General features: G+C 46.8%; 17 protein-coding genes. 8 read left to right on the top strand and 9 right to left on the bottom strand.

The window, feature by feature from the left end:
* The first annotated feature begins 100 nt into the window (after positions 1 to 100).
* A complete protein-coding gene (locus BM358_RS25195; protein WP_028542577.1) occupies positions 101 to 961 on the top strand; it encodes a hypothetical protein in 861 nt (286 codons plus the stop codon).
* Between the two features lie 111 nt (positions 962 to 1072).
* Here BM358_RS25195 and argS read toward each other — a convergent pair whose 3' ends face one another.
* From argS to BM358_RS25180, 3 genes are all read right to left on the bottom strand, one after another.
* A complete protein-coding gene (argS, locus tag BM358_RS25190; RefSeq protein ID WP_028542578.1) occupies positions 1073 to 2752 on the bottom strand; it encodes an arginine--tRNA ligase in 1680 nt (559 codons plus the stop codon).
* Positions 2753 to 2754: 2 nt separating this feature from the next.
* Positions 2755 to 3189: a YwiB family protein gene (locus BM358_RS25185; protein WP_013308207.1), complete on the bottom strand. Its 435-nt coding sequence runs from the start codon at positions 3187 to 3189 to the stop codon at positions 2755 to 2757.
* Positions 3190 to 3281: 92 nt separating this feature from the next.
* Complete coding sequence (locus tag BM358_RS25180; protein WP_028542580.1) at positions 3282 to 4172, bottom strand: LysR family transcriptional regulator; 891 nt, start codon at positions 4170 to 4172, stop codon at positions 3282 to 3284.
* A 153-nt stretch (positions 4173 to 4325) separates the two neighbouring features.
* On the opposite strand from BM358_RS25180, the gene BM358_RS25175 reads away from it, so the two are divergent.
* From BM358_RS25175 to BM358_RS25160, 4 genes are all read left to right on the top strand, one after another.
* On the top strand, positions 4326 to 6080 hold the full coding sequence (locus BM358_RS25175; RefSeq protein ID WP_028542581.1) for an ABC transporter ATP-binding protein: 1755 nt from the start codon (positions 4326 to 4328) through the stop codon (positions 6078 to 6080).
* Positions 6077 to 7816 (top strand): ABC transporter ATP-binding protein, encoded by a 1740-nt coding sequence (locus BM358_RS25170; protein ID WP_028542582.1) that lies wholly within the window; start codon positions 6077 to 6079, stop codon positions 7814 to 7816. Before BM358_RS25175 ends, BM358_RS25170 begins: the two co-directional genes overlap by 4 nt.
* Before the next feature lie 209 nt (positions 7817 to 8025).
* Positions 8026 to 8340: a MazG nucleotide pyrophosphohydrolase domain-containing protein gene (locus tag BM358_RS25165; protein WP_025718465.1), complete on the top strand. Its 315-nt coding sequence runs from the start codon at positions 8026 to 8028 to the stop codon at positions 8338 to 8340.
* Positions 8341 to 8353: 13 nt separating this feature from the next.
* Positions 8354 to 8935, top strand: coding sequence for an LOG family protein (locus BM358_RS25160; protein WP_028542583.1), 582 nt, complete (start codon positions 8354 to 8356; stop codon positions 8933 to 8935).
* Positions 8936 to 9149: 214 nt separating this feature from the next.
* On the opposite strand, the gene BM358_RS25155 is transcribed toward BM358_RS25160, so the two are convergent.
* The gene (locus tag BM358_RS25155; protein ID WP_028542584.1) at positions 9150 to 10442 is read right to left on the bottom strand and encodes an MFS transporter; all 1293 of its coding nucleotides are present in this window, start codon (positions 10440 to 10442) and stop codon (positions 9150 to 9152) included.
* Positions 10443 to 10711: 269 nt separating this feature from the next.
* Positions 10712 to 11539 (bottom strand): polyamine aminopropyltransferase, encoded by an 828-nt coding sequence (speE, locus tag BM358_RS25150; protein WP_028542585.1) that lies wholly within the window; start codon positions 11537 to 11539, stop codon positions 10712 to 10714.
* A 282-nt stretch (positions 11540 to 11821) separates the two neighbouring features.
* Here speE and BM358_RS25145 point away from each other — a divergent pair, with 282 nt between their 5' ends.
* On the top strand, positions 11822 to 13879 hold the full coding sequence (locus tag BM358_RS25145; RefSeq protein ID WP_028542586.1) for a transglycosylase domain-containing protein: 2058 nt from the start codon (positions 11822 to 11824) through the stop codon (positions 13877 to 13879).
* 146 nt (positions 13880 to 14025) lie between these two features.
* Here BM358_RS25145 and BM358_RS25140 read toward each other — a convergent pair whose 3' ends face one another.
* Both BM358_RS25140 and BM358_RS25130 read right to left on the bottom strand, forming a co-directional pair.
* Positions 14026 to 14490, bottom strand: a complete 465-nt coding sequence (locus BM358_RS25140) for a hypothetical protein (protein ID WP_028542587.1) — start codon at positions 14488 to 14490, stop codon at positions 14026 to 14028.
* Between the two features lie 135 nt (positions 14491 to 14625).
* On the bottom strand, positions 14626 to 15675 hold the full coding sequence (locus BM358_RS25130; RefSeq protein WP_028542588.1) for a hypothetical protein: 1050 nt from the start codon (positions 15673 to 15675) through the stop codon (positions 14626 to 14628).
* Positions 15676 to 15799: 124 nt separating this feature from the next.
* Between BM358_RS25130 and BM358_RS25125 the strand changes: the two genes are divergently transcribed.
* Together BM358_RS25125 and BM358_RS25120 are read left to right on the top strand one after the other, a co-directional pair.
* Positions 15800 to 16192 (top strand): VOC family protein, encoded by a 393-nt coding sequence (locus tag BM358_RS25125; RefSeq protein ID WP_028542589.1) that lies wholly within the window; start codon positions 15800 to 15802, stop codon positions 16190 to 16192.
* Positions 16193 to 16310: 118 nt separating this feature from the next.
* On the top strand, positions 16311 to 17123 hold the full coding sequence (locus BM358_RS25120; protein WP_049828494.1) for a pentapeptide repeat-containing protein: 813 nt from the start codon (positions 16311 to 16313) through the stop codon (positions 17121 to 17123).
* Positions 17124 to 17351: 228 nt separating this feature from the next.
* On the opposite strand, the gene BM358_RS25115 is transcribed toward BM358_RS25120, so the two are convergent.
* Positions 17352 to 17942, bottom strand: coding sequence for a hypothetical protein (locus BM358_RS25115; RefSeq protein ID WP_028542591.1), 591 nt, complete (start codon positions 17940 to 17942; stop codon positions 17352 to 17354).
* Positions 17943 to 18026: 84 nt separating this feature from the next.
* Complete coding sequence (locus BM358_RS25110) at positions 18027 to 18377, bottom strand: YunG family protein (RefSeq protein ID WP_028542592.1); 351 nt, start codon at positions 18375 to 18377, stop codon at positions 18027 to 18029.
* Position 18378 lies beyond the last annotated feature (1 nt).

The following is an 18378-nucleotide window of genomic DNA, read 5'->3' as shown; positions in this document are numbered from 1 at the left end:
TAATTTTTTAACCGGAGTACCCTCTTGCTTTGACATACGACTGACAATACACCCGTAAAGTGTAGCGTGTAACCTATTCGGACGAACAGGAGAGGATGAAATGAAAACAGGCCTTCGTATCACCAAATTGATGTCGGTAGTAACTCTAAGTGCAGTGCTGCTCGTAACAGGATGGAAAGGAGCCGAGCCGGTACAAGCTGCCGCCAATGCCACACCAAGCTATGAGGTGAAGCTGCTACTGGATACGGCTCAGGTCCTCAATGCGGATGGCTCATTAAAAAGTGGCATCGTGAACGAGTTTCAAATTAGCGAAGATGCACAACGATTGAGCGTCGAGTATTTTGATACAAATTCATTGCAATTGAATGACGAGGGCTGGAACGTGAGATTTCGTAAAAAAGAGGACAAAAAGAATTATGAATTAACCTACAAAAAGCGCTATACGGTCACAAATGGAAATATCGACGCGGCGCTCACCCAAGCGAATAAAGAAGGGTTCAGTGCATCTGATGATAATTATGAGGCTGAGGTGGATTGGGGATACAGCAAGCAAACACTAAGCTTTTCCAATGATAAGAAGACAAACGCCTCCAAAGGATTGGCTCTGCCTTCCCCAGATCAAGCATTAAAGCAATTGCAGGATAATCTTCCGGGCAAGCTGCAAAACTGGAAAAACAGCAATTGGGGTAAACAAACCTTGGCAAACTCCAGAGTACGCGGTCCTGTACAGGTCAGTAAATACGAGGGTCGCTTTCAGGGATTGGATGCCGACGTTGAAGTATGGCCTATTCGCAGCGCAAACGGATCAGGTATAGAAAATATTATCGAAATCTCCTTCAAAACCTCGGATTACAGTGTTGCCGCCAGCAACCGCACCAAGCTGATGAACCTGCTGCAATCCAAAGGATGGCTGGTTCCCGCCGATTCCCTGAAAACGAATTTGGTACTGGAACGCTACTAAGCTAATCCAACATAAAAAGGAACCGAGGCGCCACCCTGTTGAGGGTGATACGAACGGTTCCTTTTATTATTATTTATATGACTACAAGGTCAAGATGTTAAAGTTGCTTGCTTACATACGTTCCGGTGCAGACACGCCCACCAGCTTCAGTACGTTGGCAATGGTAGTGCGCACCGCACCAAACAACGCCAAGCGTGCCTGCGTTTGAGCGGCATCCTCTGTGATGACGCGCTCTGCCTTGTAGTAGCTGTGGAACAATGAAGCCAGCTCGTAGACATAGCGAATCATACGGTGTGGTGCAAAGTTTGCAGCCGCCACCGATACTTCTTCCGGCAGCTCGCCGATTTTGCGTAATAGATCGTATTCATGCTCAGCCGTCAGCTTGGACAAGTCAACTTCTGCCAACGGCAGCACAGCAATACCTTGCTCTTCGGCTTGACGGTATACGCTGCATGCACGTGCGTGCGCATATTGCACATAGAATACTGGATTCTCATTGGAGGTGGAAATCGCCAAATCCATGTCAAAATCCAGGTGCGAATCCATGCTGCGCATAGTGAAGAAGTAACGAATCGCGTCTACACCCACTTCTTCCATCAGATCTTCCATCGTCACGGCCTTGCCGGTACGTTTGGACATTTTTACTTTTTCCCCATTTTGGAACAAGCTGACCATTTGGGCAATCAGCACTTTAAGCTTATCCGGGTCATTGCCCAGTGCTTCCATTGCTGCCTTCATCCGTGGAATGTAGCCGTGGTGATCCGCTCCCCAAATGTTGATGATCGTGTCATACCCACGAGCATATTTATCGCGATGGTAAGCGATATCCGGAGTCAGGTACGTGTATGTACCGTCATTTTTGATCAAGACGCGGTCTTTATCGTCGCCGTACTTGGTCGTATTCAGCCATGTAGCTCCGTCCTTTTCGTAAATCTCCTCACGGTCACGCAGCTCATTCAGCGCTTTAAGCACTTCACCGTTTTCATACAGCGACGTTTCGCTGAACCAGGAGTCAAAAGGTACACGGAACAGTTCCAGATCGCGCTTGATCTTGTTCAGTTCCTTTTCCAGACCGTAGTCACGGAAATAAGCAGCGCGATCTCCCGGTTCCATAGACAACAGAGAATCTCCCTTTTCGGCCACCAGTTCCTTGGCAAACCCGATGATATCCTCACCATGGTAACCATCCTCCGGCATCTCCGCAGGCTGTCCCAGCTCCTGCAAATAACGCGCTTCAATAGAACGGCTCATGTTGTAAATCTGGTTACCCGCATCATTAATGTAGTATTCACGAGTTACTTTGTATCCAGCAAAATCAAGCACGTTGCAAAGAGCATCCCCTACGGCTGCACCACGTGCATGACCTAAGTGAAGGCTACCCGTCGGATTGGCGCTAACAAACTCGATTTGCACCTTTTTGCCCGCACCTTCCTGTATACGCCCGTAATCTGCCCCCTGCTCCTGCACCTGTCCAATAACAGCATAAAGGTAGCTCTTGTTCAGGCGGAAGTTAATAAAGCCCGGTCCAGCGATTTCCGCACTTTCAATAGAAGCAGAAGCTAAATCCATATTCGCGATCAAATCTTCAGCGATTTGCCGTGGGTTCTTCTTCGCAATGCGGGTGAGCTGCATCGCGGCGTTGGTGGCCAAATCACCGTGTGACTTGTCCTTCGGTACCTCCAGCGTAATGGTCGGCAGCTCTTCGCGGCTCACGATTCCGGTAGCCAGCACCGCCGCCTCAATTGCTGAGGTTACCTTTTGATTAATAAGTTCCAGTGGATTGCTTGTCATGATTATTGCTCCTCCTGTATATGCAAACTGATGGCAAAATGCCCCGAGAAATCCTCAAATACGTACAGATCATAGGTCCAGCTCACATGTCCGGTGAATCCATCCATCCGAATATCGAGCTTCTGCGTATGCGCAGACATGTTCAGGTTTAAATAAGGCGAGCGGTAAAATCCAGGCAACCTGCGTCCCAGCGCAAACGACTGCTCTGATTGTACCTCACCGTGACGAATCAGCTTTAGCTCATCCGGTCCGATTTTGACTGTGTTCCGTGTCGTACCGCCCTCAGGACTTTCTTGCGGCTCATCGTACCTTATATATAGATGCTTCCCACGCACGATCGCTTCTCCGGGAAGTTCCTGTACCACATCTTCTCCGTCATGATGACTATGAAGACGGATTCGGACCTTTGCATTATGTGGCATGTATTCAAACTCCATTCTATTGCTATCCTACTGTACTACTATATCCAGTTCCCGATTGCAATTCAAATGAGTTTTTACAAAAAGATGCTTTCATCCAAAAAATTTAGCTACCTTAAGTCAGCTTCATCGGATGCTTGGCTAAAACTTTCAATGAATCGAGAGGCTAGAGAAGACATGTATTTATCCTTCAGCCAAACAGCCGCCACACGCGTATGTAATTCTTCACACATAATTTCCTTAACGATTAACTGGTTATTGCTTCCGAGTGACAACGCAGACCGCGAAATCATACCGATCCCTAGTCCTTCATTAGCCCAGTGAAGCGTGGTGCGAGCATCATCGTTTTTGCAAAAGAAATTTGGCTCAAAGCCATGCTTCATACAGGTATCGTGGATCAATTGTTCAAAGCGGCGATATACGATGAGCGGCCTGTTTTTCAAATCAGACAACGGGATGGTCTTCTGTTCGGGGTTCCAGTCATGTTCTTCTGTCATCACTGCTATCATCGGCTCGGAGGACGCATATCTGCACCCTAAATCGGTGGTATTAAAAGGGGTTCTGACGATACCGACCTCTACAATTCCTTTGTTCAAAAGATCAAGAATCATGAAGGTATTTCCCTCATGAATTTCGAATTTTACACCCGCATAGGTTTTATGAAATTCGGAAAGCCTGTCTTTCATCAGGGCTGCGCCGGAAGAGGAGACCGTTCCAATGGTGAGCGTCCCCTTCATCCCCAAGGCAAAATCGTTGATTTCTCTCGTTGTGGCATCTGTCAGCTCCAAGATCTGCTTGGCCCTGTTCTGTAAAATGATGCCGGCCTCCGTCAACTGGATACTTCGTGAGCCTCGATGCACGAGCTTTACACCAAGCTCTTCCTCTAGCTGCATGAGCTGCTGACTTAAAGGAGGCTGCGCGATTTGCAGCTTTTTGGCTGCCGCTGTAATCTGTCCGGCCTCTGCGATCGCCAAAAAATACTTGAGATGTCTCAATTCCATCCTTATGGACCTCCGGTACTGATATATGTAAAACCTATACCTCTAATATATATTAAATATTATTCATATGGTTGGGGATGTGCCATAATCAAATTCAGTTATGCTATTGCGGCATGAGGCTATATACATTATTTAGGTTAGGTGATGGTTTATTTGCTGAAATTTGCTGTTTTTTTGAAACCCTATAAAAAGGAAACGATTCTTGGGCCTCTGTTTAAATTGATTGAGGCCATCTTGGAACTATTGCTGCCTACTATGGTTGCTTTAATGATCAATCATGGCGTAGGTAAAGGAGACACCCATTATGTTTGGCAGATGGGTCTTTTGATGTTACTCATGACTATACTGGGCTTTGGCAGTTCATTAGTGTGTCAGTTTTACGCAGCCCGTGCCTCTCAAGGATTCGGAACTACGCTGCGCAATACGATGTTTAAGCATATTTCATCGTTTTCTTATGCTGATCTCGATAAGTTCGGTACGCCCTCGCTCATCAACCGGATTACGAATGATGTCAATCAGCTTCAAACGGCTGTAGCGATGCTGATTCGTCTGGTCATTCGTGCTCCTTTTATTTGTATCGGGGCTATTATCATGTCAATGATTCTGGATTTCCGCCTGGCTTTGGTGCTGTTGGCGGCTACACCAGTTCTGGCTTTGATCCTATATGTGGTCATTACGAAGGCTTCACCACTGTATCGTCGGTATCAGAAAAAATTGGATAAAATCGCCCTGGTGCTAAGCGAAAATCTTACAGGCGTACGGGTCATACGCGCATTTGCCAAAAGAGGAGCTGAACGAGTTAAATTCAACACTGCTTCAGATGACCTGACTCAGACCGCTATTCGTGTCGGACGTATTTCTGCTTTGCTAAGCCCTGCCACCTTGCTGGTGGTAAACGGAGCTATTATTGCAATCCTGTGGATCGGCGGCATCCATATCCAATATGGATCTCTTACACAAGGGGAGATTATTGCCTTTATTAATTACATTACGCAAATTTTACTGGCTCTGATTGTGGTGACCAATTTAATTATTTTGTTCACCAAGGCTGCCACTTCAGCAGCGCGGATTCAGGAGGTCCTAGACACGCAAGCTTCGATTTCCGACACTGCTGCTACTTCTACACCTATAGACAGGGAGGGAACAACTGAGCATGGCGCTATACCAGCCATCTCTTTTGATCATGTTTCCTTTGGATACAATACGACAGGGCAACTGGCAATTAGCGATGTAGTGGTAAACATCTATCCCGGTGAAACGGTCGGCATCATCGGAGGAACAGGTTCGGGGAAATCCACCTTCGTGAATCTCATTCCCCGCTTCTATGATGTAGTAGAAGGTCGTATAGAGGTTGATGGCATTGACGTACGGCAGTATAAGCTTGCGCAATTGCGGCAGAAAATCGGTATTGTTCCTCAGAAGGCGCTGCTGTTCACTGGAACTATAGCGGATAATATCCGTTGGGGGCATGAACACGCCACCGATGAGGAAGTCGCTCAAGCCGCAGCAATCGCGCAAGCAGATGAGTTCATTTCCAACTTGCCGGAGAAATTCGATGCTCCGATCACCCGAGGGGGGCTTAATCTGTCGGGAGGACAAAAGCAGCGACTTACCATTGCCAGAGCTATTGTCGGCAATCCGCAAATTCTCATTTTGGATGACTCCTCAAGCGCACTTGATTTTGCTACCGATGCCGCCCTCCGCAAATCGCTGCGTGAAAATAGCACCAGTATGACCGTCCTGTTGGTCTCGCAACGAGTAAGCAGCGTACAGCATGCTGATAAAATAATTGTGTTTGATGAGGGGCGGATTGTCGGTATCGGCACACATGAACAGTTGATGAGCAGCTCAGATGTATATCAGGAAATTAATCATTCCCAGCTCTCAACGCAGGAGGTAGACCAATGAGTGGCAAGGAAACCTGGAGAAGATTGTTAACCTATGTGGGTCAATATAAAACAACAACATTTTGGGTCATCGTCAGTGCGTTTCTCAGCGTGCTTGCCAGTCTGATCGGACCCTACATGATTGGTCAAGCTATCGACCACATGGTGGATAAGGGAGCAGTGGATTTTAAAGGTATTGCGCAGATTCTAGCTGGATTAGGCCTTGTATATGTAGTAGGAAGTCTATTTAGCTGGCTGCTCACGTATTTGACGAACCGGATTGCTTTTCAGACTGTAAATGATATGCGGCGGGAATTATTTGATCATTTTAATATCCTTCCGTTAAGCTTTCATGACACTCATCCACAAGGAGACAGCATTAGCCGTTTTGTGAACGATATGGATGCTGTGTCGGATGGATTGCTACAAGGATTTTCCACATTGATTACCGGGATTATTACAATTATAGGCTCCATTGTACTCATGCTGTATATCAGTCCGATCATGACGTTGGTCGTATTGGTGTCTGCCCCGATCACATATGGCGTGGCACGGTTCATTACTACAAGGTCGCAGCGTATGTTCCGCGAACAGGCCAAAATTTTAGGAAGCCTGAACGGTTACGTCGAAGAAATGATCGGCGGACAACGGGTAGTTACCGCTTTTCATTATGAAAACCGCTCGCTTGAGGAATTTTCCGCCAGAAACGAACAATTGTATCAAGCCGGGGTGAAATCGCAGTTTTACGGATCATTGTCCAACCCCTCCACCCGATTGGTGAACAACATGACTTTTTCAGTCACCGCCATGATTGGCTGTATCTCCATCATTTTGGGCGTGATCTCGGTAGGCGGATTGTCGAGCTTTCTAATTTATACCAATTTGTTCGCCAAGCCCTTTAATGAAATTACGGGTGTGCTGACTCAGTTCCAGGCAGCTACGGCTTCTGCTCAGCGCATATTTGCGATTTTAGACTCACCGCCAGAGCAGCCGGAAAAATCGAACGCCGTACAGCTGGAGCGCAGCAAAGGCACGATTCTTTTTGATCATGTCAAATTCTCCTATAATCCGGAACGTACGCTCATTACGAACTTTAGTCTGGAGGTTAAGCCAGGCACTCGTGTGGCCATTGTCGGGCAGACCGGAGCTGGTAAAACCACACTCGTCAATCTGCTCATGCGGTTTTACGATGTGGACAGTGGCTCGATATCCATCGACGGGGTGAATATCAACGACATGAGCCGGGACAGCCTGCGGACTAACTTTGGTATGGTACTTCAAGATACTTGGCTGTTCAGCGGGACCATTCGGGACAATATCGCTTACGGGAAGCCGGAGGCTACAGACGAAGAAGTCATCGCGGCTGCAACAGCTGCCAATGCGCATAGTTTCATCAAACGACTGCCTCATGGCTATGATACGGTCATCAGCGGATCGGGCGATAGCCTGTCGCAAGGCCAAAAACAGCTGCTTACCATCGCGAGGGTGATCCTGGTCGATCCACCTATGCTGATCCTGGATGAAGCGACCAGCAGCATAGACACCCTGACAGAAGCGCGTATCCAAAAAGCATTTATGAAAATGATTGCCGGACGCACCAGCTTTGTGATCGCCCACAGACTATCGACCATCCGCGAAGCGGATTTGATTTTATACATGAAAAACGGCGATGTCGTCGAAAGCGGTACCCATGAGGGACTGCTTGCCAGCGGCGGCCATTATGCCTCGCTCTATAACAGCCAGTTCACTACGGCTTAAAAGACTGACCGGATACGGTCGCATCATTAAGGTCAACGTTCTTTTAAAAAGTCGGTTGCTTTTTAAGCAAACGGCTTTTTAATTTTTCTTTGATAAATTCGCCTCTTATATTATATAATAAAACACGAACAAACGTTTCTGTTTCATCTATACCTTATGGTTTGTGTATAGCCAACACCTATGCATGGGTTTCAGTTGGGAGGCTGAATATGGATATTAATGAATTTCAAAAGTGGGTCAAGCAATATTATCAGGAGAGAAACTGGTCTGATTTGGATATCTTTGTCCGAATTGGTTTCTTGGCAGAGGAAACCGGGGAGGTTGCGAGAGCTATTCGCGCCCTGGAGATCGGCAGAGACCGGCCTGATGAGATCGATGGTTCATTCGAGGAGAACAAGGACCATTTAACTGAAGAACTTGGAGACGTACTGGGTAATCTCATCGTGATCGCCAACAAGTATGACATCACCTTGGAGGATATATTTCGAACACACCAGCAAAAACTTGCAAAAAGATATACATAAAGGAGAATCTCATATGAAAAGCATTGCTGTTTTTTGCGGTTCCAGTAATGGAGCGTCTGAGATTTATCGAGAGCATGCTGTTGCTCTGGGCAAGGCACTTGCCGAACAGGAAATAAGCCTGGTTTATGGAGGAGCAAGTGTTGGTTTAATGGGTGCAGTGGCTGACGCTGCACTTCATGCAGGAGGTCGCGTCATCGGTGTGCTCCCTCACTTTTTGCAAAGCCGTGAAATTGCACATAATGGCCTGAGCGAATTAATCATTGTTGATTCCATGCACGAACGAAAATCTAAAATGGCAGAGATTGCGGATGGATTCATTGTTTTACCAGGTGGCCCAGGTACAATGGAAGAATACTTTGAAATCTTCACATGGGCGCAATTAGGCTTGCATGAAAAGCCATGCGGTCTTTTAAACATTAACCATTATTACGATCCTCTTATTACCTTGTTCGATCGTATGGCTGAGGAACAATTTATGCAGGAAAAATATCGTGCGATGGTAATTACGGATACCACTCCGCAAGGAATCCTACGGCAATTTACAAATTACACTCCTCCTGCCGTCAAAACATATCTCAAAAGCAAACGGACCTGACATTAGGAATGGCACATACTGCTCAACAGATATACCAATTAATTTAATAGTTATAAAAGGAACACCACCGTCAACGTTATTCCAGTGGTGTTCCTGTAAAATTGAGGAGAATTGCAGGCTTTTATTCTCCCCAATCGTCACGTTCACTTTTACAACTGCATTTAATTATGTAGTCATCCAATGAATGATGTCACGCCTAACGAGAACCCCAATTTTAAATCCCAGCGCCCGTAGCGGTTGGATGGTCCATTTGCTCACTTTCCTGAAAATCCCTGCGATACAACCAGCCGATCAAGATAGCAATGGTCGTCATAGCCGCGGCCAACAAATACACCTGTACCATACCGAAACGGTCTGCATACCAGCCCATAAATAACAAGGACAGACCGAAAGCGAGATTTGTAAGCACATCAATTCCCGCCATCACTTTGGGCAGCTGGGCTGCCGGTGCACTGGTTTGCAGCAAGGTGCGGCGAATAATCCCAGCCATTTGAACAGGTAAGCCTGATACAGCAAAAAGAATAAGTGCAGCAACGGGGATTGTATTCAGCGCAAATACAATTGTAATCAGTACATACAACAGTAACGCTCCGAGCATGTACAAAAAGCTGTTCTTTTGCAATCGCTTGACCAAGCCAACGACAATCAATCCACCCAAGATCGTGCCCGAGAAAAAGGACGCATTCATAAAGCCCCACCAGCTTGCATCCCGATGCAGCACTTGACTGACGTACGCCAAAATAAATACGCCGAGCCAGGAGACTCCCCCAATACTATCCACACTATCGACGATCATCAGAGAACGAATACGACGGTTGTGCCAAATGATTTTCCAGCCTTCCCCAAGCTCTTTCCAATGGGAGCCTTTTTCCTTTCCCTTTGCAGGTTCTACTAGATTTGTTGAGGAATCCGAAGCTTCAAGACTTAATTCCTTCTGATCCAGTGGATCGCGGACGAAGGACGTGACAGTTACAGCTACGAGATAACAACCGGATGCGATCACAAGCGTATTCAGGGAACCCAGCCAAGCCACAATAATTCCGCTCAACGCCCAGCCTGCACACCTGACCACCTGATCACTGACCGCTACCATGCCGTTGGCCCGCATTAGCCCTTCACCCGTAGCCAAACGGGGTACAAGCGCATTACGCGCAGGATTTGTCCAGCCATCCAGAAAAGACATACCAAACACCATCACAAAAATAAATAGAAACGACCTCTGCTCCGGTACGATCCACAAATAAAGCAGCAGCAGCGTAAAAATGACAAACTGCCCAAACTGGGAAAATAGCAACACGCGCGTCAGCCGAAATCGGCCGAGGACGATCGGTGCAACGAGCCCACTAAGCACTTGGGCAGACAATCGGAACAACGGGATTAAAATAGTCGTCATTAAGGAATTACTTGAACTGAACACCAATACCACTACACTCAACATGTAGATGATATCTGCTACGTTGGAGATCGTCTGAGACCCCCACAGGTAATAAAAAGAGCGTCTGATCAAAAAAGTTTCCCCCTCTTTGGTACATCGCCAATTTATGTATTTCCATAACCAAACCTCCCTTGTTGATATTACAAATCTGTTAATTGTCTGGTTTTTTGTATATTCTACGCACACCCTTAAATTTCCTTCTTTTATCTTAAAAGGAAATCCGGTGTCCAGTATGCTTTCATAGCCTTTTCCAAATCTTATCCAACACAAAAAAGCGCCTATAGCGCTCTTTCTCACCCAAAAACAGGCAATAAAGACCACTAAGGCGCTTCTTAAAATGTTTACTTCGTTAAATCTTCCACAAATTTAGGTAATACAAACGCCGCTTTGTGTAGACGCGGACTGTAATATCGGGTGTCCATCTCTGGAATTCGGGTCTCGTCTACTTCGAGCGGATCATACTTCTTACTACCCAACGTGAATGTCCAAAGACCGCTCGGATAGGTCGGAATGTTCGCACCATACACACGCACAATCGGGAAAATTTCCTTCACATCTTTGTTGACCTTCTGAATCAGGTCTGCCTTGAACCAAGGATTATCCGTTTGCGCAACGAAAATGCCGTCTTCCTTCAACGCTTCAAAAATACCTTGGTAAAACCCGCGCTCAAACAGCGGGGCTGCCGGACCTACCGGCTCCGTCGAATCGACCATAATGACGTCGTATTCATTTTTGTGTTCAATAATGTGCATGTATCCGTCATTGACCAGCACTTCTACATTAGGCTCGTCCAGCTTTCCTGCGATTTCAGGCAAATATTTTTTGGAATATTCAATCACCTTACCGTCGATCTCAACCAATACAGCCTTCTCCACTTCAGGGTGCTTGATAACCTCACGAATAACGCCGCCATCGCCACCGCCCACAACCAAAACTATTTTCGGATTCGGATGTGTATTCAAGGCCGGATGTGCTACCATTTCGTGATACACAAATTCATCCTTAACCGTTGTCATCACCATGCCATCCAGAACAAGCATATTGCCGAATTCCTCAGTCTCGATCATAGCCAGATCCTGAAAATCTGTTTTCTCAGAGACGTAGGTTTGTTTGATTTTTGCTGTAATGCCGAAAGAGGGAGTCTGCTTCTCCGTAAACCACAAGTCCATCATTCCAACCTTCTTTCTGATCAAAGTATGTGTCCGGCAATCCGGTAGCATAAACGTTGACTTTCCTTATATCAGCAACACGCAAACGCCGAGTTTGCTATATTTATTGTACCAAACGCATTGGAATTTCACACTTTTTGCATTATAAGTGATACCTGAATGGACTGCAAAAGCAATTTGGAGATTTAATCTTGTTTAAAATAGACACGTGTGTGTATCTGATGAATAGACACTTTCGGATTGACTATACTGAGAACATCAACTATGGAAGGAGGTGGCATGATGACCGATACGACCGGGCGATCCCCCAAGCGTAAACCGCTTTGGCTTCGATGCTTTCAAGGACTGATGTCTCTCACTATTCTGACGGTCATCGCCGCCTGCATCCTGCTCGCCTATTTGTACACGACCAGCCTTCCGCTCGCGGATACGGATCGGAATTCACGTCTGCTCGATAGTCAAGGGCAAGTCATCGCCACTTTCTCTGCTGGAGGCAAAGAATCCATTCCGGTCCAGCTTGATCACATTTCACCCGATTTGATTGCAGCTACCCTGGCTGTGGAAGATCGGAAGTTTTACGATCATTTTGGCTTTGATTTCAAAGGTTTGGGCCGGGCGGTAATCGTTAATCTGACCCGCTGGGATATGTCGCAAGGGGCCAGCACGCTGACTCAGCAGCTTGCACGGAATCTGTACTTATCTCATGAGAAAACATGGACTCGCAAGGCCAAGGAGGCCATTTATACCGCACAGCTTGAAATGAAGTACACCAAGAATGAGTTGCTGCAAATGTATTTGAACGAAATTTACTATGGTCACGGCGCCTATGGCATTGAAGCGGCTTCGCAAATGTATTTCGGTAAATCCGCAAAGGATCTGGATTTGGCCGAAAGCGCCCTGTTAGCAGGTATTCCGAAAGGACCGACCTACTATTCACCGTATAATCATATGAAAAATGCAAAGGATCGGCAGAAAATTGTACTGGACTCCATGGCGCTCACCGGCAAAATTACTCCGGCCGAAGCCACCAAGGCCTATGAGGAAATGCTGGCCCTGCGGCCCGAGAGCCAGCGCCGGACAGTGGAAGCCGCTCCCTGGTTCCGCGATTACGTCCGCCAACTGGCGACTCATCAGCTTGGGATTAGCGAAGGGGTGCTTGAGCATGGTGGCCTGAGCATTTATACCACGCTGGACATGCACATGCAGCAAGCAGCCGAGGCGGCTGTAAACGAGGGCATGAAGAGCAGCAACGGACTGGAAACCGCGTTAATCTCCATGGACCCGCGCAACGGACATGTCAAGGCCATGGTCGGTGGAACGAACTATGTCGGGAATCAATATAATCATGCGCTGGCCACAACCCGGCAGCCAGGCTCCGCTTTCAAGCCGATTATGTATCTGAGCGCGCTGGATTCCGGCGAATTGACGAGTACGTCCAAGTTCGAAAGCCGACCGACGTTGTTCCACTACGATAACAACCGCAAGACCTATAAGCCCAAAAATTTTGGAGATAAATATTTGGGCGAAATAGATCTTCGGCGCGCAATTGCGGCGTCCGATAATATCTATGCCGTTAGCACCATTTTGAAGGTGGGAACGGATAAGGTCATGGGCCTCGCCAGCAAAATGGGCATTACAAGCGAGCTCAAGCCCGTACCTTCGCTGGCGCTGGGCGTGTCGCCCGTCAGCCCGTTCGAGATGGCCTCGGCCTTCTCGGTCATCGGCAGCGGCGGGCAAAAGGTGGCTCCGGTGGCAGTGCTGCGCATCACCGATGCGGCCGGGCGGTCGCTGTACGAAGCGCCCCAAGCCGCGCCCGTGCAGGTGGTGAAGCCCGCCTCCGCCTACGTCCTCACACGCCTCATGGAAGGCGTGTTTGAAGAAGGCGGCACCGGCAACCGGGTCGCGAAGCTGATCAAGCGCCCGGTCGCTGGCAAGAGCGGCACGACCAACACCGATGCGTGGATGGTCGGCTTTACCCCCGAGCTGTCCACCGCTGTCTGGGTCGGCTACGACAAGGGCAAGGCCATCAGCACACAGGATGCCCGACGGGCGGCTCCGATTTTTGCGCAATATACGGAGAAAGCGCTGGAGAATGTGCCGCCCAAAATCTTCCCTATCCCTGACGGCGTAGTCAGCGCTTATATTGATCCGGCCAGCGGCAAGCTGGCTGCACCGGACAGCCCGGACAAGCGGCTGGAGGTATTCGTCAGCGGCACGGAGCCAAAGGAGACGCTGTCGGGGCAAAATAACCCACCGGCAGCAACGCCAACTGACCAAGCGGAGCGACAAGCCGAAAAGAAATCGTGGTGGGGCAATTTTAAGCGTTGGTGGATGGATTAATAGCAAAAAAAGACTGGGAGAACGCGATGAGCGCTCTCTCAGTCTTTTTATTTTCGCTTCACTTACCTCATTTACCCATTTACCTCTCTTGCCAGTGCCATCAGCCATCATCCCGTTAAGCCCCGCTCTTCCCTAAAGCTGCGCGATTACCAATAACAGCTAAACGACTCAATACGGTTAGTGTCTACACCGTAATAAAACCAAAAACGACCACTCCACCGGAAACCCGCTACGGATGTCCTGCCTACAAAGACAGGGTACATCCAGAAACGCTCCCCGTTCGTCAGCCATACAAACGTGTTGCGGAACAAACAACCGAAAATGGCTCCAGGGTCAACCGCATACGCCGAAACCAGCGGCTTCGGTGGCGTAAATTGCGGTGGTGGGGAAGTTGGTGCTTGAGTTTGCTGCCCACCTTGCGGACCGAATGGCCCCTGCGGCGGCGGTGAGAACGGCTGTGGCGAAAATGGCCCTGGGCCTGGTGGCGGACCTATCGGAGATGGGAAGGAATCCTGCATATCAGGAAATTGTGGAATCGAAGGACCTGACGGCGTGAATGGACCCGGAGTACCCGGTTGCGTTCCGAAAGGAACTTGTGGCAGTAAAGACATGTGTTTCACTCCTTGTGTTCTAGGCTGATGTATCCTATGCGGGACATCAGCCCGCGGACTGGGCGAATCCCCATATCGCCGCCAAACTCCGCTATTTCGTCCTTTTACATCAAAAATTCTTATTTCCTGTTACGATTAACTCCCTTTCTGAACATGCTCCAGCTCAATTTCATGCACCATTTTAATCTCGACTCGTTTCCTTAGCTCATAATACCGTTCCAGCAGTCGGTGCTCAACCCCCAACTGTTCATTCATCCAGCCTATAATAGAGTCATCGTGATGTTCGTTAGACCAGCTAAACAAATCGCTATATAGCTGACCAAATGATTCCTCATTGCTGCGAGCGAACCGGATCGGTCGGGCTGTATAGCTTAGCTTGAGTTCCAACATCTCATATAGCACGTCCAAACGATATTCCAATGCCTGTACATCTTCTTTGGATGCATCGTAGCTTTTTATATCCTGAACGAGCTCCCTAAAGGTTAGCCCTACATGCTGCATAGCAAAATAAGACCACACACAACTGCCTGTAGCCGTTCCATGAGCCTCCCAAAACGGATTCCACAGGATAGAGCGAATCGTATCCTTCTGCCCTTCTCCAAACAATGCTATTCCAGCAATAATTCCTGCATTACAGTCTACGGAAGCATGTTGCTCTCCCCAATGTACCAATCGCGGAATCATATCTTCAGTAGTGCATTTAAAGCTTAACAGAGGTAAGAATTCATTAAACAAATTCTGATCCAACACTTTTTCCAATTCAGCCGCTAGTTGTTCACGATACGGTTCGCATGGAAGATGTACCAGTCCCAAACAGGCATCCACAGACGCAACTCCATATGGCCCATTCACCAAAGCGACAAGATCAGCAGCAGCCTCCACATAACCCAAATAACCTAGCACATACAGCACACCGTCAGGTATATGTTCTGGGGATGCCTGATTTTGAACGTAACGCTCATACATATCCTGCGCCAAAGTAACATCCCCGCATCTCATGATCGGCTGGAGGAGTAACCCCCGGATATAATGATGGGGATCTTCTACAAAAAGCCTGTATAACTCCCAAGCATCCTCCATGGTCCCATATTGGGCAACCACATCCGTATAAGCGGAAATGATGCTGGCGTCCAGCTTCTTGCCTGAGCCGAACATATCAATAAGCCCTGCTGTCGCGTCCATCATCCTGTTTTCCCCTTTCCCATGTTTGCATACCTTTCTTTATGAAGCACTTCTCCACTGTTGAATATTTCTATTAAAAAAGAGGAAAGATGTTATCATCTACGATCCAGTCTAGGGAGTTGATCTCATGCAAGATTCCAGTCCAAAAATTACAACATTTTTCATGTTCTCAGGTCAAGCAGAAGAAGCCATGCAATATTATACCTCTGTATTTAAGCCGTCTGGTATTATGAGCATTTTTCATCAGGAAGATGGAACCGTGTTACATGCCGTATTCAACCTCAAAGGGCAGACTTTTATGGCTATTGACCAAAATCATCACAACAAACACCCTTTTACCCCAGCTCTATCGCTACTCGTCACTTGTGATTCGGAAGAAGAAATCCATAGCGTGTTTGACCAGCTATCTCAGGAAGGCCGAGTTCTAATGCCCCTTGAAGCCTCTCCCGTAAGCCAACAATTTGGGTGGGTTGAAGATAAATACGGAGTCTCATGGCAATTGAACCTGGCAAAAGACTAAATTTCTTCTCTAAACGATCCAGCAGACTCTAGAAGTCTATGAAAAAACAATAGACCATGCTCCATCTTTTTTTGGTAATATTATATTTAATAGGTGCCAGTAAAAGGATGTGTGTTTATTGTATAGTGCAAATTGTGAACAATGTTTTGGTTTATGCTGTGTAGCCTTGCCTTATGCAAAATCAGCTGATTTTGCTTTTAATAAGGATGGAGGAACTCCTTGTCAAAACCTAAATGCGGATTATCGTTGTGATATTCATAAGAATCTAAGAAACAACGGCTTGCGAGGCTGTACGGTATATGATTGCTTTGGAGCAGGTCAAAAAATTTCCCAAGTTACATACAACGGAAAAAGCTGGCGAGACCACCCGGCAATAGCTGAGGAAATGTTCAGTATATTTCCCATCATGCAACAGCTTCATGAAATGCTTTATTACCTAAATGAAGCCCTTAACTTAAAAGAAACTCACCCCATCTATACAGACTTACAAAAAGCTATGGCGAAAACCGAGCAGCTTACGGATCAAGATCCAAAATCCCTCATAAATCTTCATGTACCAACCCATAGGGCGTTAGTCAATGATTTACTTTTACAAACAAGTGAGTTAGTACGAGAAAAAGGTAAGAAAAACTTAGAGCGCAATAAATATAATAAAAAAATCAGGAGTAGAGACCTTATCGGGGCAAATTTGAGAGGCGCCAATCTTAGGGGTGCCAATTTGAGAGGAGTTTTACTTATTGCTGCTGACCTCCGAGAAGCCGATATGAGAATGACCGACCTTATCGGTGCGGATTTTAGAGACGCTGATTTAAGTGGAGCTAATCTGGAAGGAAGTATTTTCCTTACACAAGCGCAATTAAATTCGGCTAAGGGCAATTGTAAAACCAAACTGCCCCCCTCTCTAAGCATTCCCGGCCATTGGCTGCATTAGTTTTTTTCTAAAGAAACATTGCTTACCTACATGAAAAAGAAATAGACCGCCCCCCACAAAGGTAACGGTCTATTGTTGGACCCTACTGCCGACTGCTCTTTAAGCAGTGGTTGTATACTGGAGTCGTGTTAGCGCACGACTCCTTTACTATTCTTACCTCAGTATAGCTCATTTTATAACGTAAATACAGCTTTTATCTTCAAAAATTTTACTGTTCACTCCGTACTTTCACTTATCCGGTGCATATTGCTCTGTAGTGCTTTCCTGATGAAAACAGACTTGTTCCTTACATCCATAACGAATAGTAGATCCAGTATCCTCATAATAGCCCACATCTTCGAAATTAGCGGGCCTTGTGGCTTCAATTAGATTCAGCAAATCCTGCGCGACTTCTTCTATAGACTCTTTCTCGGTGTCCCCTCCTATAGCTGGGCCTCCTGGTCCCTCGTATGCAGTCAATATCCAGCTTTGCCCATTTGGATCTGTTGCCTTAATTATGTACTCATATGCTTCTTCAAAATTTTCTGATGTCCTTTGAGGTTCTCCAAATAAAGTAATTAGCGCTCCTCTAAACTGAGCAACAGTCTCCTCTTCCAGCGATGTAGCATGAAGAATATTGGATGTCATCAATGAAGCCTTTTGATCATTAATTTTTTTATAAGTATATTTCGTTATGTACTTCTCACCTGAATATTTTTTACTTTCTGGGGCTGTTTCCTGTTGATCCAATGTTATTGGATTTTGTTTAGAAGCATTCAGTACCAAGCCACAAACAATCGCAAGAACGATAACCGCAACTGCTATATATTTGTTAATCATACTCTCTCCCTACTCCCAAAGCCTATTTGGCTACGGAAACATTTTAATATAAATCAAGGCTACAGAAGATGCACCAAAATCCCCTTATTCTTCTTCGTTCAGAAATTCCTTTAATCTCCGACTTAAAGCTGTATACTGCTCTGCATTGGTGTCCGAAAAAGCCTCCTCCCGGTTGGAGTATACATCCTGATACTGTGGAGGGATTGAAAATTGCGACCTCGTAAAATCTATAATGTCCTCACCAATGCGGTTGTAATAGTGCCAACCACTATCCAGCCATGTCCTCAAAATATCGCCGCCAAGCCTGTCCTGAACGACAAGCGCTGTGACACCACATTGTCCAGCCGCAGGATTATTTGCTATCCATTTAGAGCTAGACTCCAAAGACCAAGCTTGAAACAACGCCTTTTCTAATTCTAAAAAAACGGTTTGCATT

Source organism: Paenibacillus sp. cl130 (genome assembly GCF_900116035.1).
Lineage (GTDB): Bacteria > Bacillota > Bacilli > Paenibacillales > Paenibacillaceae > Paenibacillus > Paenibacillus polymyxa_B.
This window is presented reverse-complemented; position numbering and strand designations above follow the sequence as displayed.